17 protein-coding genes and 1 CRISPR repeat array (1 of these 18 running past the window's edge) are annotated in these 20,525 nt (G+C 44.8%); of the genes, 11 read left to right on the top strand and 6 right to left on the bottom strand.

The window, feature by feature from the left end:
• Positions 1–100 precede the first annotated feature (100 nt).
• From QUA80_RS02010 to QUA80_RS02050, 9 genes are all read left to right on the top strand, one after another.
• The gene (locus QUA80_RS02010; protein ID WP_333420921.1) at positions 101–1,138 is read left to right on the top strand and encodes an adenosine deaminase; all 1,038 of its coding nucleotides are present in this window, start codon (positions 101–103) and stop codon (positions 1,136–1,138) included.
• A gap of 240 nt (positions 1,139–1,378) precedes the next feature.
• On the top strand, positions 1,379–2,683 hold the full coding sequence (locus tag QUA80_RS02015; RefSeq protein WP_333231481.1) for an aspartate aminotransferase family protein: 1,305 nt from the start codon (positions 1,379–1,381) through the stop codon (positions 2,681–2,683).
• Positions 2,684–3,028: 345 nt separating this feature from the next.
• Positions 3,029–4,516 (top strand): TldD/PmbA family protein, encoded by a 1,488-nt coding sequence (locus tag QUA80_RS02020; RefSeq protein ID WP_333420923.1) that lies wholly within the window; start codon positions 3,029–3,031, stop codon positions 4,514–4,516.
• A gap of 20 nt (positions 4,517–4,536) precedes the next feature.
• Positions 4,537–4,878, top strand: a complete 342-nt coding sequence (locus QUA80_RS02025; protein WP_333420925.1) for a DUF6883 domain-containing protein — start codon at positions 4,537–4,539, stop codon at positions 4,876–4,878.
• Positions 4,868–5,116 carry a DUF4926 domain-containing protein gene (locus tag QUA80_RS02030; RefSeq protein WP_333352777.1) on the top strand — a complete coding sequence of 83 codons (249 nt, stop codon included), beginning with the start codon at positions 4,868–4,870 and terminating at the stop codon, positions 5,114–5,116. The genes QUA80_RS02025 and QUA80_RS02030 overlap by 11 nt, the downstream gene beginning before the upstream one ends.
• A gap of 60 nt (positions 5,117–5,176) precedes the next feature.
• Positions 5,177–6,520 (top strand): TldD/PmbA family protein, encoded by a 1,344-nt coding sequence (locus QUA80_RS02035; protein ID WP_333420927.1) that lies wholly within the window; start codon positions 5,177–5,179, stop codon positions 6,518–6,520.
• Positions 6,521–6,924: 404 nt separating this feature from the next.
• Complete coding sequence (locus QUA80_RS02040) at positions 6,925–8,049, top strand: THUMP domain-containing protein (protein WP_333420929.1); 1,125 nt, start codon at positions 6,925–6,927, stop codon at positions 8,047–8,049.
• 64 nt (positions 8,050–8,113) lie between these two features.
• The gene (gene yhdJ, locus QUA80_RS02045) at positions 8,114–8,965 is read left to right on the top strand and encodes an adenine-specific DNA-methyltransferase (protein WP_333420931.1); all 852 of its coding nucleotides are present in this window, start codon (positions 8,114–8,116) and stop codon (positions 8,963–8,965) included.
• Between the two features lie 5 nt (positions 8,966–8,970).
• Complete coding sequence (locus QUA80_RS02050; RefSeq protein ID WP_333420934.1) at positions 8,971–10,116, top strand: restriction endonuclease; 1,146 nt, start codon at positions 8,971–8,973, stop codon at positions 10,114–10,116.
• A 195-nt stretch (positions 10,117–10,311) separates the two neighbouring features.
• On the opposite strand, the gene hpxZ is transcribed toward QUA80_RS02050, so the two are convergent.
• The 3 genes from hpxZ to QUA80_RS02065 form a co-directional block, all read right to left on the bottom strand.
• Complete coding sequence (hpxZ, locus tag QUA80_RS02055; RefSeq protein WP_333420936.1) at positions 10,312–10,698, bottom strand: oxalurate catabolism protein HpxZ; 387 nt, start codon at positions 10,696–10,698, stop codon at positions 10,312–10,314.
• A 276-nt stretch (positions 10,699–10,974) separates the two neighbouring features.
• Positions 10,975–11,394 carry a peptidylprolyl isomerase gene (locus QUA80_RS02060; protein ID WP_015178429.1) on the bottom strand — a complete coding sequence of 140 codons (420 nt, stop codon included), beginning with the start codon at positions 11,392–11,394 and terminating at the stop codon, positions 10,975–10,977.
• 236 nt (positions 11,395–11,630) lie between these two features.
• Positions 11,631–12,500 carry a prohibitin family protein gene (locus QUA80_RS02065; RefSeq protein WP_333420939.1) on the bottom strand — a complete coding sequence of 290 codons (870 nt, stop codon included), beginning with the start codon at positions 12,498–12,500 and terminating at the stop codon, positions 11,631–11,633.
• Positions 12,501–12,642: 142 nt separating this feature from the next.
• Between QUA80_RS02065 and QUA80_RS02070 the strand changes: the two genes are divergently transcribed.
• Both QUA80_RS02070 and QUA80_RS02075 read left to right on the top strand, forming a co-directional pair.
• Entirely contained in the window at positions 12,643–13,434 is a 792-nt protein-coding gene (locus tag QUA80_RS02070; protein WP_333420941.1) for an RNA ligase family protein, read from the top strand.
• A 15-nt stretch (positions 13,435–13,449) separates the two neighbouring features.
• Complete coding sequence (locus tag QUA80_RS02075; RefSeq protein WP_333420943.1) at positions 13,450–14,601, top strand: AAA family ATPase; 1,152 nt, start codon at positions 13,450–13,452, stop codon at positions 14,599–14,601.
• A gap of 99 nt (positions 14,602–14,700) precedes the next feature.
• Here the strand turns inward: QUA80_RS02075 and QUA80_RS02080 are convergent, their stop codons facing one another.
• The 3 genes from QUA80_RS02080 to QUA80_RS02090 all read right to left on the bottom strand — a co-directional run bounded on the left by QUA80_RS02080 (position 14,701) and on the right by QUA80_RS02090 (position 19,701).
• Positions 14,701–18,297 carry a helix-turn-helix transcriptional regulator gene (locus QUA80_RS02080; RefSeq protein WP_333420945.1) on the bottom strand — a complete coding sequence of 1,199 codons (3,597 nt, stop codon included), beginning with the start codon at positions 18,295–18,297 and terminating at the stop codon, positions 14,701–14,703.
• 149 nt (positions 18,298–18,446) lie between these two features.
• A complete protein-coding gene (locus QUA80_RS02085) occupies positions 18,447–19,031 on the bottom strand; it encodes a Uma2 family endonuclease (RefSeq protein WP_333420947.1) in 585 nt (194 codons plus the stop codon).
• A gap of 34 nt (positions 19,032–19,065) precedes the next feature.
• A complete protein-coding gene (locus QUA80_RS02090) occupies positions 19,066–19,701 on the bottom strand; it encodes a Uma2 family endonuclease (protein ID WP_333420997.1) in 636 nt (211 codons plus the stop codon).
• A 251-nt stretch (positions 19,702–19,952) separates the two neighbouring features.
• A CRISPR array of direct repeats spans positions 19,953–20,525; the repeat unit is 36 nt; unit sequence GTTTCAATCCCCGTGAGGGGAAGTGGTAAGTCAAAG (it continues 1,256 nt past the right edge of the window).

Here is a 20,525-nt window from a genome sequence, read left to right on the forward strand (position 1 = left end):
TAAATTACAAATTCTTCAATCCTTCAATTCTTCAATCCTTCAATTCTTCAATCCTTCAATTCTTTCAATCTAAAATCTAAAATCTAAAATCTAAAATCGCATGACTTTACACGCTGAGTTGCACCGCCATCTGGGTGGTTCTGTCGTTCCTAGGGTGCTGTGGCGGTATTTCGACCGCCACAATGCTGAGATGGTTAATCGATTTCAAGAATACTCGGAGTTTGAGGAGTTTTACACTCGTCCGCGCAATACTCTCAATGAGTATTTGGAACTGCACACATTGGTAGAAAGCGTTCAAACTGTTGAGACGTTGCCTTATTTCATCTATCGGTTGATGCGGGGCGCTTACGTGTTTGAAAATCTGGCTTATTTGGAGTTGCGCTATACGCCTTATTTGCGGACTCCCGAACATTTGGAACAGTCAGAACGCATTGATTTGATGGCAGAAATTGTACAAGTTGTGGGCAAGGCAAGTCAAATTAGCGATTGTCCGATTGTTACCAGCCAAATTTTGTGCATGCACTCGCGTTTGCCTTATGAAGTGAATCGGGCGATCGTAGATTTGGCGGCCGGGATGGGAGAATATGTTTGCGCGATCGATATAGCTGGCGGCGATGATTGTATTGGCGAGCGTTTGGAGGAGTTTGTGGGATTGTACCAGTACGCGAGGTCGATCGGCATCAAAACTACCGGCCACCTCTACGAAACTACCTCTGGGTGTTATCCCGAACTTTTGCCCTATCTGATGCGTATCGGCCACGGGATTCAAATTCCGTTAAAATATCCCGAATTGCTGCCAGAAGTCGCGCGCAGGGGTCAATGCTTGGAAGTTTGCCCGACTACCTATCTCAAAACGGGGACGTTGCAGGATATGCGCGAATTAAAGGTTGTGTTCGATCGATGTTTTGAAGCTGGTGTCGATATTGCCATTTGTACCGACAACGCGGGATTGCACAACGTGCGATTGCCTTTCGAGTACGAGAATTTGTTAACTTTGGATATCATTGATTTTCGGCAATTGCAAGCGTGTCAAAATGCTGCTTTCCGCCATGCTTTCGCGTGGCCTTACGGGGAGCAACCTGCCCAAATGCTGAATGGTTTGTTGCAGCATGAGTCTGTAGGGGCGCTCGTTAATTAAAGAATATCTATTGAATGAGGCGCGAAGGAAGAGAAAGAGAAAGATAGGTAGATATTTTCAGGTAAAAACTCTACTGGAAATGAGAAAAAGCTCTTTCTTCTCTGCCTTCGCGCTCTTTGCGTCTTCGCGGTTCGTTTAAAAAAGATGTTTGTAAAATTATAATAAGCATCTGGCAATCGGCAATCGGTAGCAAGTTATAGTTTGAAGGCAGAATCATCAATATAAAAAGATAAAAAAACGATGACAAATATGGACGCTTACTGGATGCCCTTCACTGCCAACCGACAGTTTAAAGCGAACCCGCGAATATTGGTTTCGGCAAAAGATATGCACTTTACAACTGATGATAACCGATCAATTTTAGATGGTACTGCGGGGCTGTGGTGCGTGAATGCAGGACACGCCCGCGAGACAATTGCCGAAGCAGTTAAACAGCAGGTTTTGCGTTTGGATTACTCCCCAGCTTTTCAGATGGGACATCCGGGGGCTTTTGAATTAGCGGAACGTTTGGTAAAGATGATTCCGGGCAATTTCGATCGCGTTTTCTTTACTAATTCGGGTTCGGAATCTGTTGAAACAGCGTTAAAAATTGCGATCGCTTATCACCGGGTAAAAGGTGAAGGAACTCGCCAAAGATTGATCGGCAGGGAACGCGGCTATCACGGCGTTGGTTTTGGAGGAATTTCTGTCGGCGGTATCGGTACAAACCGCAAGTTTTTTGGCAGTTTGCTCACGGGAGTCGATCATTTGCCTCACACTCACAATCTCGAACACAATGCTTTCAGCCGCAAACAACCGGAATGGGGAGCGCATTTGGCGGATGAATTGGAACGGATTGTCGCTTTGCACGATGCGTCTAATATTGCAGCGGTAATTGTCGAACCGGTGGCTGGTTCTACAGGTGTTTTGATTCCGCCGAAAGGTTATTTGGAGAGGCTGCGGGCGATTTGCGACAAATACGGAATTTTGCTGATTTTTGATGAGGTAATTACCGGATTCGGGCGACTCGGATCGAGTTTTGCTACGGAATATTTTGGGGTGGTTCCCGATATTGTGACGGCGGCGAAAGGGATAACTAACGGTACGGTGCCGATGGGGGCGGTGTTTGTGAAAGAAGGCATTTACGATGCTTTTATGAATGCTCCTGAAAATGCGATCGAGCTTTTTCACGGTTATACTTATTCTGGTCATCCTCTGGCTTGTGCGGCTGCTTTGGCGACGCTGGATATTTATGAGGAAGAAAGGCTATTTGAACGGGCAGATAAGATGGCTGGTTACTGGGAAGATGCGGTGCATTCTTTGAAGGGCGTGCGGCACGTAATTGATGTCCGCAATCTGGGACTGGTGGCGGGTATTGAGTTGGAATCTATTGCTGGGAAGCCGGGGAAACGGGCTTTTGATTGTTTCTTGCAGTGCTATGAAAAAGGCTTGCTAATTCGCACGACTGGTGATATTATTGCTTTGTCGCCGCCGCTGATTATTGAGAAAGAACATATCGATCGTCTTGTGGAAATTTTAACTGGGGTTTTGCAGGAGATGGAGTAGGATTTAATGAACCGTTTTCGTCGCGAAGGAAGAGAAAGAAGAAGATGTTTTCCGGTAAAAAATCTACTTAGAAATGACATCAAATTCGTGGGGATCGGAATTATTTATCTCTCTCTTTTCTTCCTCTGCGGTCTCTGCGGTCTCTGCGGTTTAATCATTCCGAAACAACCGTAAACGATATGAAAAAGACCTCTCTCTCTCTTTCCTTCCTACCCTACCCTTCACCGAACCCCTGCGGGGAACGGGAACGGCTTCGCCGAACGCGCTCTTTGCGTCCTCGCGGTTCGTTCAAATAATTAAAAAGCGCTATAATAATTAACAACTAACGACGAATTACGAATAACTATGGTGCAATTAACTGCAAAAATCTCTGCTAACGAGTTGGCAAATTTGGCTGTAGATTTGATTCGGAAAACAGGTTGCGAGTACGGTGATGTGCGTTTTTGCAGTTATCGAAGCCAGAATCTTTACGCGCGCGATCGATCTTTAAGCAATTTGTCCGATAATGTAAGTTCCGGTTTTGGCGTGCGAGTGCTTCTAGACGGCGCTTGGGGGTTTGCCGCCAGTCACAGCAAAACGCCGGCAGAGGTTGCAAGAATAGTCGCTTTGGCTGTAGAAATCGCTAAAGGCAGCCGCTTAACTCAGAAGGAACCGGTGCGGTTAGTGCCTGTGGAAAAATATGTCGATACCTACATTACTCCCATCGCCATTGACCCTTTTTCTGTACCCGTTGCTGATAAAGCGGAACTGCTGCTAACTATCAACGAGAAGCTGCTAGCACACGCCGAACAAGGCATTAAAAAAGCTGATTCTTTTTTGCAGTCAAGCCGCGAAGACAAGGTTTTTGCTTCTACAGAAGGCTCGCTAATCGAACAAACAATCTACCGCAGTTATCCGGGTTTTGGCTGTACGGCAATTGCGGGCGGCGATGCCCAAAGTCGCAGTTACGAACGACCGCCGCTGAATATCGGTTACGAACATATTAATCCCGATGATTTGTTGAGTCAAGTCGAAAGAGTTGCCGCCGAAGCTATTGAGAAAGTGCACGCTCCCAAAATCCCGGCTGGTATTTGCAAATCTCTGATTCTTAAGCCGACAAATTTGTATTTGACAATCCACGAATCAGTAGGACATCCAACAGAATTAGACCGAGTTTACGGCTACGAGTCTAATTTTGCTGGCACGAGCTTTGCTACTACTGATAAGTTAAATAAACTGCAATACGCTGCACCTTGGGTGAATTTTAAGTGCGATCGCACTCAGCCGGGCGGTCGCGGTACAATGGGTTACGATGATGAGGGCGTAAAATCACAAGAGTGGTACGTTGTCAAGGATGGGATTTTAGTTGATTATCTCACTGACAGAGAGACGGCTTATCGCCTCGGACGTGCCAGCAGCAACGGTTCTGCTTGCGCTGACAGTTGGTCGAGCGTGCCGATGGTGAGAATTCCCAATTTGGGATTGGAACCGGGCCCGGATGGCGGCAGCCATACTGCTACTTTGGCAGAGATGATTGCTGATACGGAAGACGGGATTTTAATCGACGGTATGGGCAGTTTTTCGATCGACCAACAGCGGCGCAATTTTCAATTCGGCGGCGATGCTTTTTGGAAGGTGGAAAAAGGTAAAGTTGTCGGTATGTTGAAGGATGTAACTTATCACGCGATGACTACTGATTTCTGGAATCAAATAGATGCGATCGGGCCGGCTTCGGAGCTGGTTCAGTGCGGTACTAATATATGCGGAAAGGGCGAGCCGATGCAGGTTGCTCAGATGACTCACGCTTGTGTACCGGTGCGAGTGAGGGATATTCAAATTGGGGGAAATTCTTAATTAGATTGTAGGCTGTTAACGTGAAAATTCCACCGGATGCTATAATACCCGAAGCAAAATTAACGCGCTATCTACTTGTTTTAAAAGCGCAAGATGACAAGTCAAAGTTTCTGAGTCAGGGTGGTTTTAGCAAAGATAACGCAGAAGCTTTGTTAGCAGCAATCCAGTTTTTGATAACCTCAGGAGATGCTGTAGAAGATGGTGCTAATGAATTCGGAAAGTTCTTTCGCGCTGAAGGTGAGCTGCCAGGAGTTAACGGACGTAATTTAACAGTTGTTACAATTTGGTTGCAGTGGCAAATTGACGGAAGTTTTCATTTTATTACTCTCAAACCGAAAAAGGAGTCTCGACGTGAAACTTGAACTTTACCAGCGTGTAGCATTGTGTCGGGATATACCGCTATATCAGCTAAAAAAAGGCGATGTAGCGATGCTAGTCGATCGCGTACCTCACCCAAACGAAGGCGAAGATGGCTGCGTTCTAGAAATATTTAATGCTTTAGGAGAATCGATTTTAGTTGTGGCTGTCTCCCGTTCTGATGTGGAACTTCTGCGAGCTGATGAAGTGTTAGCAGTTCGCTCTTTAGTACAGGCGAGTTAACCGCTGTATCGCGGTTCAAAATGTTTTCAAATACAACAAATTTTCCTAGCATTTTAGCTTATGCTCGTAACATCCCCCCCACTTTTAAGTGAAGACCAAGCCTTATCTTTACTAGAAAAAGCAGTCAAACTATCCAAAGCAGAGGAAGTATTTGTCAGTCTCTATACTGGCGAAGAATCTCTTTCGAGATTCTCGGAAAATCAAATCAGCCAAAATATCAGCAAAACTGTATTTAGCCTGAACATTACTAGCTATTTCGGCAACAAAAGCGCCTCCGCTGCTGTTACAGAATTTGATGAAGATGCGATCGCCTCCGCCGTCAAGCGATCGGAAGAATTGGCCAGAATTGCGCCGGCAGACCCCGAATGGATGCCCCTGCTTCCGCCTCAAACCTACGATTTGCGATCGCCCGCATTCGACCCAGCAACGGCAACTGTATCGCCTCTAGCACGGGCCCAAATGGTGCAGCAAGCTTGCGCCATTGCCGGAGAGGGGGGGGCTCACGGTTCGGGCACTTTGAGCACTGAGGCGTCGCTGTACGCGATCGCATCGTCAACCGGACTCCGCGCCTGCAACCAGTCTACAGAGGCGGATTTCAGCTTTACTGCTCGCGTTGAAGACGGTTCTAGCTGGGCGAAGAGCATTGCTTGGAGTATCAACGAATTGCCGATCGCCCAATTAGCAGAACAAGTGCTCGATCGGGCGATCGCATCGCGCAACCCCCGCGAAGTCACTCCCGGCGTTTATCCGGTAATCCTTGACGGCGCTGCTTTTGCGAGCTTGCTACCGTGGGTAATTTGGAGTTTGGATGCGAGGGCGGCGGATGAGGGGCGATCGTTTATGTCGATCGCCGATGCAGAGGGAAAACCAGCGGGAAACCGCGCGGGGGAACAACTTTTTAGCCCGTTAGTGCAAGTGCAGCGCGATCCGGCTCATCCTTTGCTGCGATCGAATACTTTTTTCGGCGACGGATTGAGCAATAACTATTTGGAAATCATCAAAGATGGCGTACCTCAAAGTTTGTCTTATTCCCGCTACTGGGCCGCACAAAAAGGCAAAGAGGCAAAAGGTGCTTTTTACCCGATAGTGATGACAGGTTCCGACCAAAGTTTAGCAGATTTAATTGCTCAAACCGAGCGAGGAATTTTTGTCAGTCGAGCTTGGTACGTGCGCTACGTTAATCCGAAAACATTGGAAGTAACGGGAATGACTCGCGACGGTACTTTTTGGATTGAGAATGGCAAAATTGCTTACCCGATTAAAAACCTGCGTTTCAATCAAGTTTTACCTGATATGTTGCGCGATGTGGATGCAGTTAGTGCGGTGAAGCGTTACGGCGGTAGTGTCGTGCCCGGAGTGCGCGTGAAAGCTTTTAATTTCACGAGTATTACTGACAGTTTGTGACTTGCAGCGGTGAGGTGCGCCTCCCTCCGCGCATCCTCTGGGCGTTTGTTTTTGTGTCGGGGAAGGTAGACTGGGTGAGGGTGAGGGCGATCGCTTGTTCACAAATTTCAACCAGCTACGATCTAATATCAAATCTGTTAGCATCGGAATTATTCATCTATCTCCGATCTTCATCTGCGTTAATCTGCGTCAATCCCTTGTCATCTGCGGCTCAGAAATTATCTTTTTTTAACCGCAGATGAGGGCAGATTAACACAGATTTACGCAGATGAATTAGATCGAGTCCGGTTGCACCGTCCGTGGTTGACTGTTGACTGGATTTTACAATTCCGATGGTACCGGATTTGATATAATTTAGGGCGATCGAGAAAAACCAATTACCAATTCCCAATTACCAATTCTCAATGAATCAATATTTTGCTACAGTTGCGCGCGGTTTAGAAACTATTGCCGCCCAAGAATTAGAACGTTTAGGGGCTCAGGATGTCAAGCCAGATTTTACTGGGGTTTACTTTGCTGGCGATCGCACTTTATTGTACCGCGTCAATCTGTGGTCGAGAACAATTTTTCGAGTGTTAATGCCGATCGCCGAATTCCGGTGTTACAACTCGGATATGCTCTACCGCGAAGTGCAGAAAATCCCTTGGGACGAATACTTATATCCCGAAAATACTTTAGCAGTAAACTGCACCGGCGGCAACGAAAAGTTGAACCATACTCACTATACAGCTTTGCAGGTCAAAAATGCGATCGCCGACCAACAGCGCCTTCAATTTAACAAGCGTTCTAATGTCGATGTAGAGCATCCCGATTTGCTAATTAACATTCACATTCATCAAGATAGAGCTATTTTAAGTTTAGACAGTTCTGGCGGCAGTTTGCACCGCCGGGGATATCGACCGGCGATGGGGCTTGCTCCCCTCAAAGAAACCCTCGCTGCGGCTTTGTTGGAGATGGCAGAATGGACGCCTGATTTGCCGTTTTTAGACCCGATGTGCGGTTCTGGAACTTTGCCTTTGGAAGCGACTTTAAAAGCCTTGAATATTGCACCGGGATTGTTTCGAGAAAAGTTTGGATTTATGACTTGGCGGGATTTTGACGAACCTTTGTGGGATAAATTGTGGGCAGAAGCTGAAAATAGTGAGTTACCGGAACTTAAGCAAGTGGTTGCTGGGTGCGATCGCGATTTTGATATGTTAACTCAAGCTCGCACGAACGCGCAGCAAGCCGGTATTTCCGGTAAGATTCAGTTTGCTCAAACCGAATTATCTCAGTTGGAAGCCCCCGCAGACAGAGGCGTTCTGATTTGCAATCCTCCCTACGGAGAGCGCCTGGGAGATGCTAGCGAATTGGGAGATTTGTACAAGATGTTGGGGGATATTTTTAAGCATCGTTTTAAAGGTTGGAATGCGTTTATTCTGACTGGAAATAAGGAGTTGGGTAAAAAGGTGGGACTCAGGACATCGCGGCGAATTCCGGTTTATAATGGCTCGATTCCGTGTACTTTGCTCAAGTATGAACTGTATTAAATATTAATAGAACATATCACTCAACTTGGCAATAGCCAATATTAATTGGAAGAGGTTATGCTGAATGAACATCTTTGAAATTGACGAGCACAAGCTCATTTTAGGAGATGTGTTAGAAGTGCTGGGCAGTAAAATACCAGACAACTCAATCGATTTAATTTTTGCCGATCCACCCTATAATATTGGCAAAGATTTTAATGGTTTTAAAGACAAGTGGGAATTTGAAAACGATTATTTAGAATGGAGTTATAGTTGGTTAAACTTATGTATTAATAAGCTCAAGCATAACGGCAGTTTGTATCTAATGGCGTCAACTCAAAGTATGCCCTACTTTGATTTATATTTGCGCGATCGTTTAACAATCCTTTCTCGAATAGTGTGGTATTATGACAGTTCGGGCGTACAAGCAAAAAAATTTTACGGTTCTCTGTACGAACCAATTTTATATTGCGTCAAGGACAAACGAAATTATACATTCAATTCCTCAGATATTCTAGTAGAGGCAAAAACCGGATCTGTTAGAAAACTAATTGACTACCGCAAGGCTACACCATCAGTATATAATTCTAAAAAAGTTCCAGGTAATGTGTGGGAGTTTCCGAGAGTGAGATATCGTATGCCTGAGTATGAGGAACATCCTACCCAAAAACCAACATCATTGTTAGAAAGAATTATCAAAGCCAGTAGTAATGAGGGCGACGTTGTACTAGATATATTTTCGGGAACTTTTACAACATCATTTGTTGCCAAGCAGCTTAACAGAAAGTCAATCGGCATAGAATTACAAGAAAAGTATCTACAAATAGGATTGCGGAGGTTGCAAATTACCCCGGATCAGAGTGAAGAGGCTCTCATGTCTGAAGTCAACTCTGGTGAACTTTCGCCACAGCAGCTAACACTAAACTTACAACTCTAATTAAAATGGAACATGAATTTACAAAAATAATTAAGACCATTCTAGAGGATAAGTTTGGCGACGTGGGGTATCAAATATTGCGTGAAAGCCAGCTAATTTCATATTTGAATATCAAGACTAAATCTTCAAATAAAGGCTCAAAATCAAGAGGAAGTTTTGCCAACTTATACGCAATCTATGTTTTAGTGGAAGATTATTTGGGGAAAAATTTCGATCGGACAGGAATGTATTCAGATTATGAAGGTGCAGTTTATACGAATCTTTTTAAGAGACAGCGTGAATTACCATTCGGGCAAAAGCTTCAAAATCATGGCTTGAACCATAGGATGAATGAAGAATTTAAAAAATATTTTCCCACTTGTGAGTTCATCCCAATTTTGAGAAATCAGAAAAATAACAGGTATTGGTTTAACGAAAATTTATTAAAAGTCAAAATCAATGAGAATGAACACAATATAGCAGAAACAGTAATCCAAATAATTGATGCTTATGTTGAAGCTAAGAGAGATAGCTTTGAAAAGTTTATTCAAATTTGTAAAGATGCTCAAAGATTGACAGAAGTTCAAGTCAGAGAACTTATAAAACAAATGGTAGCGCCAACTGTAGATGCTCGAATCTTCGAGATTGTCAGCTACAGTATATTAAAATACTACTACAATGACCGATTTATTTATTGGGGTTATGCACTAGACAGACTCCAGCAAGAAAATTTCAAGCTGTTTAAAACAGGTAGGACAAATGCTAATGATGGGGGAATTGACTTTGTAATGAAACCCCTAGGACGTTTTTTTCAGGTGACTGAAACTGTAGATGTAAATAAATATTTCCTAGACATTGATAAAATTGAAAGGTATCCGATAACATTTGTAGTTAAATCTTTAGATTCAGATAGGGAAATTAAATCAAAGATTGAAGCACAAGCTCGAAAGCTGTATTCAATAAATGCTATAGTATCTCAGTACATGGAATGTATAGAAGAAATAATCAATGTTCCTATTCTAATAGAAAGATTTGAACAAGCTGTTGCCAAAGGGTACTTAAGCAATATATTGAGCGAGATTATTAAGCAGAGCAGATTAGAATTTAATTATGAAGATGAGGAAGAAAATCGGGAAATTGAACTATTAGACGTTTCTCTAGATGATGAATGATTCAGTCATTCGATTTTAGATTTTAGATTTTAGATTTTAGAGTGACCCCACGGATAAATCCGGAGGCTTGAGGATGCAAGGATTTTGGATTTTGGATTGATTCCACGGATAAATCACGTGGCGGGTACCATCAAGAAATTATTGGTCATAAAGTCCGCCTGCTTTAGACAATTATTGTTTCCTTACCTTTAACATCTACACTGGCAACAAAGAAACGTGAGCCGAAACAATCTTCCACCCTTGAGGAAACTTCCGCCACATCTGACTCTGCCGCCCCAGTCGCACCACTCCATCCATTACACGGCGAAATTCCAGCGTCACAGCCGCCGTGTCTGCATCAAAAGTCACGACTTTGAGGTTGAACATTTCTCGATCGACATTTACAGGCGATCGCCCTTTGCGAAAAGCCCTCACCTCCTCGCTCCCGTACAGGTTCTCCGTCACCCCAAACCGCACGATTTCCGGCGCATCCCAGAACAAATTATCGAGAGTTTCAATATCATTCGTACAAAGAGCTTTTTCGTATTTTAAATATAGTTCAGTTAACTCAGTCGCCACAGCAGAATCATTGATAACAGTCATTCGATTTTAGATTTTAGATTTTAGATTTTAGATTGACACCACGGATAAATCTGGGGGATTTTCGATTTTCGATTTTCGATTTTAGCTTGACACTGCAGATAAATCTGGGGAATTTTCGATTTTCGATTTTCGATTGACACCACGGATAAATCCGGGGGCTTGTACGATCAAGAAATGATTGTCATAAATTGTAGATTTTAAAACTCTTAACTTTCACAGGTTTTGTTTGCAATAAGGACTAAAGTCCTTACTACAAACGCAACTAATTAGAGGAAATTAATGCTCAATTTTGAGCGAAATAATCTTGTCACCTTGGCGGATAGCATTGACTACAGACATATCCTCAGTTTTGCCAAAAGTTGTGTGAACTCCATCTAGATGAGACTGGGGAGAATGGCAAATAAAGAATTGGCTGCCACCCGTATCGCGGCCCGCGTGAGCCATCGATAAAGTTCCTGCTAAATGTTTGTTCGAGTTGATTTCGCACTTGATTTTGTAGCCTGGGCCGCCAGTTCCATTGCCTTTTGGACAGCCACCTTGAATCATAAAATTAGGAATGACTCGGTGAAAGGTCAATCCATCGTAAAAACCTTTTTCCGCCAAGTCAACAAAATTCTTCACTGTATTAGGCGCATCCGCATCGAACAATTCCAAATTGATTGTGCCTTTCTCGGTTTCCATAATAGCGCGGGTCATGATTTTTCCTTGCTTCCTAAAATGAGTGTGTTGCCTGCGTGTTAATTCCGGACTTCGCTTTTATAGCGACAGGTTTCAAACTGTCGTTATATTGTTGCTTTCAGAAGTGTACCATATTCCGGCAACTCTCGTAGGACTGATGTGCGCTTTCTGAGGCAACTCGGTTTATTGCGAGATTTCTGGTTAGCAAAGCCAATATTTTCCCAGACACCGAGTTTGTTACCCTCAGTCATATTTTAATTGTTGGTCACTTGCGGGCGATCGTGTTCTTCCTGAATATCGCTCATATTAAAAATGAAAGGCACCCGACTCGAACCGGCGCCCATAACCAGCACTTTTGGCATCTGAGCACCGCCGCTTCTCCAAGCTTCGATCGCCTCTTTTTGCAGCACTAAATCGCCGCCCTGAGCCTTCAAAGTTTCAGCCAACAGCCTTTGAGCTTCCGCCCTACCTTGAGCGCGGTTAATGTCGGCTTGAGCCTGTTGTTCTGCTTCCTGAGCCACATAAACAGCCCTTTGCGCCCGCTGTTCAGCAACCTGTTTCTCTTCAACCGCCTTCGCAAAATCTGCGGAAAATCGAATGTTAACAACGCTCGTATCGAGTACGATTACATCATACTTTGATAGCCTTTCCTTCAGCGCCGTATCAAAGTCTCGCTTCAGTTCACTTCTTTGAGTAATAGATTGTTCTGCCGTTCTCAGTGCAGCCGCTGTTTTAAATGCTTCTTGAGTCTGAGGGGCAATAATTTTGGAGACTATATTCTCCAAAGTTCCTTGAGTTCTTCTGATCTCAACTATTCTCTCAGCATCGAGGCGAAAATTGATCGCAAAACTGGCATTTAAATCCTGAAGGTCCTTAGTAGCACTCTGGGCGGGAACTTCAAATTTTTGCACTGTTACATCGTACACATCTACCTTAGATATCAGCGGGGGTCTGAGGTGAAACCCCTCTAACAATGCTCCATCTCTGGCTTTTCCTAAAACGCTAACCACCCCTGCTTCACCTGGATTGATGACGACAAAAGAGTTTAAGCCTAGGAGTAGCACACTTACTAATATAATTCCCGCGAGTGCTGATGATATGTTTTGGAAACTTTGACTTTTCAACTTCGACGCTCCTTTGTGATTATTCCATTATAATGGTTAAATGGATTTGGTTGGCTCTAAAGTCTAAAATCTCAAATCTAAAATTATTATCTAAAATGGATGGGGTTGCCTCTGAAATCTCAAATCTAAAATGGATGGGCTGATGCTCAAACTTATTAAATATCCTAGAACTTATCACATCGAAGGTTCGCGTTTCCAACCGGGTGATGAAGACCTCGACAGCGTGCCATTTAGCGCCTTGATCGATCGCCCTCTAATTATAGAAGAAAAGGTAGACGGCGCTAATACAGGCATCAGCTTTGCACCAGACGGACAAATGCTGCTGCAAAGTCGCGGCCACTATCTCACCGGCGGGCCCAGAGAAAAACATTTTAACTTATTCAAACAGTGGGCTTTCAGTCTCAGCCCAGCCCTGGGAGAAGTGCTGGGAAATCGCTACATTCTTTACGGTGAATGGCTTTATGCCAAACATACTGTTTTTTATGATTTTTTGCCGCACTATTTTATGGAATACGACGTGCTGGACTTAGATACCAGTCAATTTCTGAGTACAGAATCCCGCCGCAATTTGTTAAGCGGATTGCCGTTGGTGTCCGTTCCCGTGCTGTTTTCTGGAGTCCTGAAATCTCCAAAGCAAATGATGCAGTTTGTGGAAAAATCTAATTTTATTCAACCCGGACATTTGGAACGCTTGCGTTTGTACTGCCGGGAATTGGGATTAGATGAAGAACGGTGTTTGAAAGAGACTGACAAGAGCGATCGCATGGAGGGTCTGTACATTAAAGTAGAAGAAGATGGCATAGTCAAGGCGCGTTACAAATACGTCCGTGCCAGTTTTTTGACTGCCATTAAAAATGCCGAAGGACATTGGCTAAATCGCCCAATTATACCGAATATTCTGCGTCCCGGCGCAGATTTATTTAATTTTAGTTAACCAGCAGGTGAATTTATGAATACACTGTTATCGCCCTCGCCGCCTTGGACTTTTCCCTTTTGTCCCGAACCGCCCGATTGGTTCCTGGATTGGGACGGTATTCAAACGCATTTCGACTGGATTGACAGCCTCAAAGGATGTCAGCAAGACCCGATTTACCACGCCGAAGGAGACGTTTTTATTCATACAAAAATGGTCTGCGAAGCCTTAATATCTTCCCCAAATTGGCGGCAGCTTCCCGAAAAAGAACGATCGATACTTTTTGCCGCCGCTTTGCTGCACGATGTCGCAAAACCAACCTTTACAAAAATCGAAGCCGACGGCAGAATTAGCTCAAAAGGTCACGCCCGCCAAGGTGCGAGAATGGTCAGACAAATTTTATCTCAATTCGAGCCGCCCGTGCAGTTTGAGATTCGCGAAACAGTGGTGGCGATCGTCCAATTCGGCAGTTTACCCATCTGGCTGATCGACAAACCCAACCCGCAGCAGTCGGTAATTAAAGTCAGTCAAGTTGTCCGCTGCGATTTCCTCGCACTTTTAGCCGAAGCAGACGTGCGCGGCCGACAGTGTAGCGACAAACAAGAATTGCTCGATAAAATAGAACTATTTCGGGAGTTTTGTCAAGAAAATAATTGTTTGGATTCTCCCCGACAATTCCCCTCCGCACACAGCCGATTTATCTACTTCCGAAAAGAGAATGGAAACCCAGATTACGAAGCATTTGACGACACTAAATGCGAAGTAATTTTGATGTCTGGCTTGCCGGGAAGCGGTAAAGATTATTGGATTAAAGAAAATCTGCCCGATCGCCCGGTAATCTCGCTGGATGCACTGCGAAAAGAAATGAATGTCCCTCCCGATGAAACTCCCGGCCATGTAATAATGGAAGCCAAAAATAGAGCGCGGGAATATATGAGATTGGGGCGTTCTTTTATTTGGAATGCTACCAATACAACTAAACAAATGCGGCAGCAAGTAATTAATTTTTTTGCAGATTATCAAGCCAGAATTCGGATTGTTTATCTGGAAGTACCTCTAGAAGAAATATTGCGGCGGAATCGATCGCGCACAGCAACAGTACCGGAAGCAGTCATTCGCAAATTAGCTGCGCGGCTGGATATTCCCGACATCACAGAAGCGCATCAAGTCGATCGGATTGCGGGCTAGATTCTTTTGATAGGATGTGACTTATATCGTTTCCGGTTGCATCGGAATGATTGAACTGCAGAGAACGCAGAGGACGCAGAGGAAGAGATGAGAGAGATATCATCCGCCCTTTTCTCGAATTATTCGACTTTTCACTTCTGCTGAAATTCCGCGACAATTTAAAATTTCATCCAGCAACGCCGAATTTCTGCCTTGACTGTGGGCGATCGCCACTGCTACGGCTACTTGATTGTCTGCGGGCATTTGACAATCCACATCGGTGATATCTTCCCTCGCTATTTTATCCAAAAATTCCGCATCAAATCTCGCTAATTTGCTCAACAATCCCGTGACGATCGACTTATCTATTTTACCGCTGATGTCCGCTGTTCGCAAGAGCGATCGCCCGCAATCTTTGATGCTATCCATCAACCTGATATCTTCTAGCAGCGCCATCCTGTCTAAGGTAATAAAAGCTGATTTTACCGTCATGTCTAAGGTTTTTTTATTGCCAATATTTACCAGTCTGTTAGTTAAATTAAAAGCTGCTTCTGCTATGCCAGCATGGAGAGCACGATCGCCCTTTTTTTGAAGGGCGATCGCGCTGTCGATTAACTTGTACATCAGCAGCAGCACTTCCGGCGCCGTTTCCTTTTCTAAAGCTGCAAAAATAGCTGTAATTTCGCTGGGATCTGCACTAACTCCGCAGTCGATAACTTCCAAATACGCTTTCAAACAATTTTGCCGCACCCCAACAAACGGAGATTTAGCAAAAATTGGGAGGATTTTTTTACAATCAATTAATTTTTTCTGTTCCGCTAAATTCAGCACCGCCCAAGACGCATCGAGGGCGACATCGCGGGAATCATCTAAACATAATTCGACGATTTTGTCAAGGCTTGAGTGCGAATTATTTTCGGCTTGTTGGCGGTAAACTTTTAGCAAAGCAGTTCTCGATTCTTTAGAAGTTGCTGTTTCTTGCAGGTAGCTTTCTATTTGAGGGGGAACGTGTTTTAATTTTTTAATAATCGGAGGAATTTGAGTTGGCGGTAGTTGGGAAATTAACTGTTTTAAGACTTCCCCCTGTAAATGCAGGACTTCGGGAGAATTCACCGCTAATTCATCGATGACGCGGATTAATTCAGCGGGATATTGACTGATTTTTGGCACAACCCAACTCGCTAAAACTAACTTTAATTTTGGGCTGATTTGACAATTTTTTGGGGATGTTTCCGTTAGTTGGCTTACCAATTTCGATAGCAGGTGGATCTTGCTTCCCGGAATATTTTCGATCGCTATTTTCACCAGCAGCAAAGCCACTAAATCGCCCGAACCTCCCTCGATCGCCTTGCTAATTGCCATGAGATTGCAGCGGTTAAAATCAGCCGATTCTCCGGGCAAATTCTCCCGCAGCAAATGCGATAAGATTGTTTTGAGAAATTCCCGTTCGCCCTTAGCTACCTCGCTGACTGCCGCCGCCACAACTCCCATCCAATCTCGGTGAATCGGGGCGTGCAGCGCCTCAAACCAACTTTTGCCGAATACCGAATTTCGCGATACAATTAAAGTCGGCAATAACTGCTGCAAAAGTTTTGTTGCATTTTCGCCTTCAAAGAAGGAAGGAGAAGGAGGTTGAAAAATTATGGCTGTTAAAAAATTTTGCTTTACTGTTTCTGGAATTCCCGGCGCGAGATACAGTTTCACAACCAGCGATCGCGCTTTGCTTCCTAATGTAAAATAGATATCTTTCAAACAACTTAAAATTTCTAAATCGACGGTTTGGGAATTTTTGTCAGCGCGATCGCAGTACACTGCCAAAAATTTACCCCAAACTTGGTGATTGTTGCTGGCATTAGCATTATCTCTTAAATAATCGCAGTTTTTAATAGTATTTACAGCTTCTTTAAATCTCTGACTTCTTTCATCGTTTAAACGAAACAGCAATTCCGCGACAGTTTCCGCCGCTTTATTAATCAATTCTTGGCTGACAGTTGCTAAAAGTCTGACAGCCACTTCCCACACAGTTTTGCTGTGGCGTTGCGGTGCGGAATTAGCGGCGACTAGCAAAGTCTCTTGAAAAGTATAGCCATTGCAAATCGCAATCTCCAGCATCGGCAGCAATACCGCAGCAGATTCCGGTTCTTTCCGGGAAATCGAGGCAAAAGTCACAGCCCGAAACGGCATGATTTTATGTTTGTTTAAAGCTCGTTCTGTTTGATAAAATTCAGTTAAATCCATCAAAGTTAGCAGTTGCCGAAAAATCGGCCAGATGTAGTAGCGAGAAAACTCGGATTCGGCAAAAACCATCTCGCTTTTTAACTGATTTTTTGCAGCTTCTCCCGACTCCGTAGAATTCAGCCAGCGGGCCACTGTATATTCTAAAAAAGTTTGGTGAAAAAATCCGATGCGCTTGCCGCCGAAATCTTTCAACACGCCTTCGCTTTTGAGAGAAGTATAAGCTTCAAATTCAGTTTCGCTAAATTCTAAATTGCTTTCATAGATAAAATCTCGCAGCCTTTCTCCAGAATGGCTGTAGATAATCTCCGCAATCTTCAAGCAGAGTTTTTCCTTAGCAATCCTGGCGCGCTGCGGCTGCAAATTGCTGCGTACTGTCGAGACTTTCCAATTCCAGTATTCTCCGTAGAGTTGGCTGACTGTCAAATCTTCCGGCACGTTTTCCAATTCGGTAAATAAGTCGCACAGTAAAGCCAGCAGTAACGGATTGCGGACGATTTCTTGCAGGGAAATGCTGTCGGTGGAAAGGGCTATAATGCGATCGGCAAAAGCTTCGCCATCCACCAGTAAATTTTCCCCTTTCCGCTTCACAAATTCTGCCGCCGCTTCCCTGACTTCCCCGTCGCTGAAGGCTGTAATCCTGCATCCGTCTTGGACACTTTCTCGGAAGCCGGCAAAACTTTCGTGATACGGTTCAAAGAAGTTGCTGTAGTCGGTGTCGCGGCAGGTAAAGGCAACGGTAGTGCCCGTTTCTAACAGTTGCTGCAAGACGTTTCGCAACACGGGAACCAGGGGTTTTGTGAGCACGATGTCCAGAGTGTCGATCGCAATTGTGCCGCGCCCCCTTTCTGCGGTAAGCTGTTTGGCAACTTCCACGATCGACTGCCGTTTGCCGCTGACTTTTTCCCCGACTTCCAAAGCAAAGGTTTCCGCAGATTCGATTAAATCGTCGCACCGGATCAAAGCCATCCATCCCGTCTGGGCTGCTGCAATTTCGCCGCTGAGTTCGTCGTAGATAGTTCCCAGAATCGTGCTTTTGCCGTAGCCCGCAGCGCCGAGAATCGGGATGACGCGCCGTTTGTTTTCCCAGATGCCCGATCGCATTTGTTTGAGGCATTTTTCCAACAGACTTTGGCGGCGGATCGGAGGTAAGATGTAAGGATCGAGGGCTTTTCTTGCCCGATCGCTATTTTGTTTGACTATCTCTTGCAGGGTCAAAATTACCCCGCCGCCGCCCCCTCCTCTCTCTTCTTCTTCCTCGCTTTCCGTCCCAAACACGACATCTTCCCACTCCAATTCTAAGGCTTCGCAAATCTCTACAAAATATTTGCGATCGACCCTTTTTCCCGTGAAAAACTTGTTGATAGTTTTTAAGGAAATTTCCAATTCTTCCGCAAACGCAACTTGCGACAAGCGCCTGCTTTCCAATTTCTGCTTGGCGATTTTGATGCCGTTAATAGATGCTGTTAGCGATCGCGACATAATCAAATTAATAGTAATTTTTACATTAAACCTTTTGATATCCTGTCCGGTCAATCGATCGTGATTCTTGTAGGGGCCGGTTCACCCCGATATTCAACACAAATCCCAAATCCAATAAACCCGCCCCGGCCGGATATGAATGCGCCAGACTAAATAGAAATTCCGCGCCTGAATTCCCGCGTCGCCTCCAAAGTTGAAGCCATCAGCAAACAGCGCGACAGCAAACTGATATCTAAATCCGGCAAGACAGCGCTTGAGGAAATTTTTTCATAACCCTCAATGCCCAAGCGGTACATAGCAAACAAGCCATCTTCCCAAAACCACACTTCCGGCACTTCCAGGATTCGGTAACGGTTTAGTTTGCTTTCGTTGCCGCTGCTAAACACTACTTCGATCGATAAATCTGGAGGAGAGTTTGCAGTTCTTCCCCTGCCGATAAAATAGGATTCGTCAGCTTGTGCCGATGCAATTCCTTCCTTTTCTTGAGTAAAGCTGCCGGTAGGTGCGAATTCAATCTCTTTTTCCAAGCAGTAGATGAACAGGAGTCCAGCAATTGTCCTGCTCAAAAACTCGTGGTCTTGCGAAACTGCCAAGATTTCTACCTCGCCCTGGCAATAAAATAACCGAACTCCCGGAGCATTGGCAAATCCGGTTTCGATCGATTTAAATTCTTGCCAGCTAATCCCGGAATGAATTAGCCGTTGGTCTTTTGGTTTTAAGCGCGTTTCTATCATAGGTTTTTTAGTGAAACCGATCGCCCCAGTTCTTCTAGTTCGACTCGGCTGGAGGTAAGCCAGCCTGAAATATCTGCCCCGCCGTCAAGTTCAATTCTGGAAAAGCCGGCGACTCAACTTTGTCATCACCCCGAAACTGTTTGACCTGATACTCTCCATCTACCAGTTGGCAAACCGATAGTGTGGGTTGTTTGGGATTGCCGATGAACTTGCGGCCGCCCAAACCGAGGTAGTCTACGATCCAGTATTCGGGAATGCCCATTTCCTCGTAGTCGGAAGCTTTGAAGAAGTAATCATCCCGCCAGTTCGTGCTGACGACCTCCACAGCCAGTCGCACTGAAGGGCCCATCGTGATAATAGATTCCTTTTTCCAGCGCGGTTCGCTTGCGAGAGCCGCTTGGTCTAGGACAACCACATCAGGCTGATAACCCGCCTCATCGCGAGTGGGTTTAAGCAGGCAGTCACCGGGGATGGAGTAGGGTAATTCACGTCGGTCAATTTCAACTCCTAGTTTTAAGCTGATAAAACCTGTAACGCCGGAATGGTCGCCAGTTCCTAAAGGCATTTCAACAATCACTCCGTTGTGCAGTTCGTAGCGGCGGACAGAGTTCTCTGGATACCAGGCAGCGAATTCGTCAAACGTGACTGTTTTCGTTATGGTTTGCATCATGATGTATCCTCCCGCACTTTTAGAACTCGGTAGCGATCGCTCCTGTTTCTCATCAATTATATTCAACACTCGGGCGATCGAGCTTTCTTTTCTGCACAAGGGCGATCGGCTCACTTACTTCTGATCTAATTTTATATCTATAGCCGTTCTCAAGTAAATGAGGTACGTAGTTGGGATGCGAGCCCTCTTCTTTAGTATTTATATAAGTTATCAGTCATACCTCATCTACCCGATAAGTTGGTAAAAGTCGAGTTTCAATCCCCGTGAGGGGAAATGGTAAGTCAAAGTTTTCAAGGTGTTGTTGAAGGATTAAGTGCCATTGGCGATGTTTCAATCCCCTCACGGGGAAGTGGTAAGTCAAAGCAGCTAAAGCCTCTTGCGCTTGGTGTAATGCTTGCCGTTGGTTTCAATCCCCGTGAGGGGAAGTGGTAAGTCAAAGGAGATTGTGGACTGCCCAAACGCGTCTCCAGCAGCACGTTTCAATCCCCGTGAGGGGAAGTGGTAAGTCAAAGCTGCAGTCCTTTTAGTTTCTGCTATTTTTAATCCTATTGTTTCAATCCCCGTGAGGGGAAGTGGTAAGTCAAACCCTTGGATAGCCCTGCTTAACTTCTAAAAATGTTTCAATCCCCGTGAGGGGAAGTGGTAAGTCAAAGGGGAACAATTTTTTTTGTTTTAGTGAAACATGCCCGGGGTTTCAATCCCCGTGAGGGGAAGTGGTAAGTCAAAGTTTTTGGCGGTTGTGGTCAAAAGGTACATGACCTTGTTTCAATCCCCGTGAGGGGAAGTGGTAAGTCAAAGGGGGTACAAGTCACTTCCTATGGAGA

The organism is Microcoleus sp. F4-D5 (assembly GCF_036704885.1).
In the GTDB taxonomy this organism is placed as follows: domain Bacteria; phylum Cyanobacteriota; class Cyanobacteriia; order Cyanobacteriales; family Microcoleaceae; genus Microcoleus.

What these genes read in the sequence shown, in the direction of transcription:
- QUA80_RS02010 (WP_333420921.1), top strand. Translation starts at nt 101, where the DNA reads ATGACTTTACACGCTGAGTTGCACCGCCATCTGGGTGGTTCTGTCGTT.
- QUA80_RS02015 (WP_333231481.1), top strand. Translation starts at nt 1,379, where the DNA reads ATGACAAATATGGACGCTTACTGGATGCCCTTCACTGCCAACCGACAG.
- QUA80_RS02020 (WP_333420923.1), top strand. Translation starts at nt 3,029, where the DNA reads ATGGTGCAATTAACTGCAAAAATCTCTGCTAACGAGTTGGCAAATTTG.
- QUA80_RS02035 (WP_333420927.1), top strand. Translation starts at nt 5,177, where the DNA reads ATGCTCGTAACATCCCCCCCACTTTTAAGTGAAGACCAAGCCTTATCT.
- QUA80_RS02040 (WP_333420929.1), top strand. Translation starts at nt 6,925, where the DNA reads ATGAATCAATATTTTGCTACAGTTGCGCGCGGTTTAGAAACTATTGCC.
- yhdJ (WP_333420931.1), top strand. Translation starts at nt 8,114, where the DNA reads ATGAACATCTTTGAAATTGACGAGCACAAGCTCATTTTAGGAGATGTG.
- QUA80_RS02050 (WP_333420934.1), top strand. Translation starts at nt 8,971, where the DNA reads ATGGAACATGAATTTACAAAAATAATTAAGACCATTCTAGAGGATAAG.
- hpxZ (WP_333420936.1), bottom strand. Translation starts at nt 10,698, where the DNA reads ATGACTGTTATCAATGATTCTGCTGTGGCGACTGAGTTAACTGAACTA.
- QUA80_RS02060 (WP_015178429.1), bottom strand. Translation starts at nt 11,394, where the DNA reads ATGACCCGCGCTATTATGGAAACCGAGAAAGGCACAATCAATTTGGAA.
- QUA80_RS02070 (WP_333420941.1), top strand. Translation starts at nt 12,643, where the DNA reads ATGCTCAAACTTATTAAATATCCTAGAACTTATCACATCGAAGGTTCG.
- QUA80_RS02075 (WP_333420943.1), top strand. Translation starts at nt 13,450, where the DNA reads ATGAATACACTGTTATCGCCCTCGCCGCCTTGGACTTTTCCCTTTTGT.
- QUA80_RS02080 (WP_333420945.1), bottom strand. Translation starts at nt 18,297, where the DNA reads ATGTCGCGATCGCTAACAGCATCTATTAACGGCATCAAAATCGCCAAG.
- QUA80_RS02085 (WP_333420947.1), bottom strand. Translation starts at nt 19,031, where the DNA reads ATGATAGAAACGCGCTTAAAACCAAAAGACCAACGGCTAATTCATTCC.
- QUA80_RS02090 (WP_333420997.1), bottom strand. Translation starts at nt 19,701, where the DNA reads ATGATGCAAACCATAACGAAAACAGTCACGTTTGACGAATTCGCTGCC.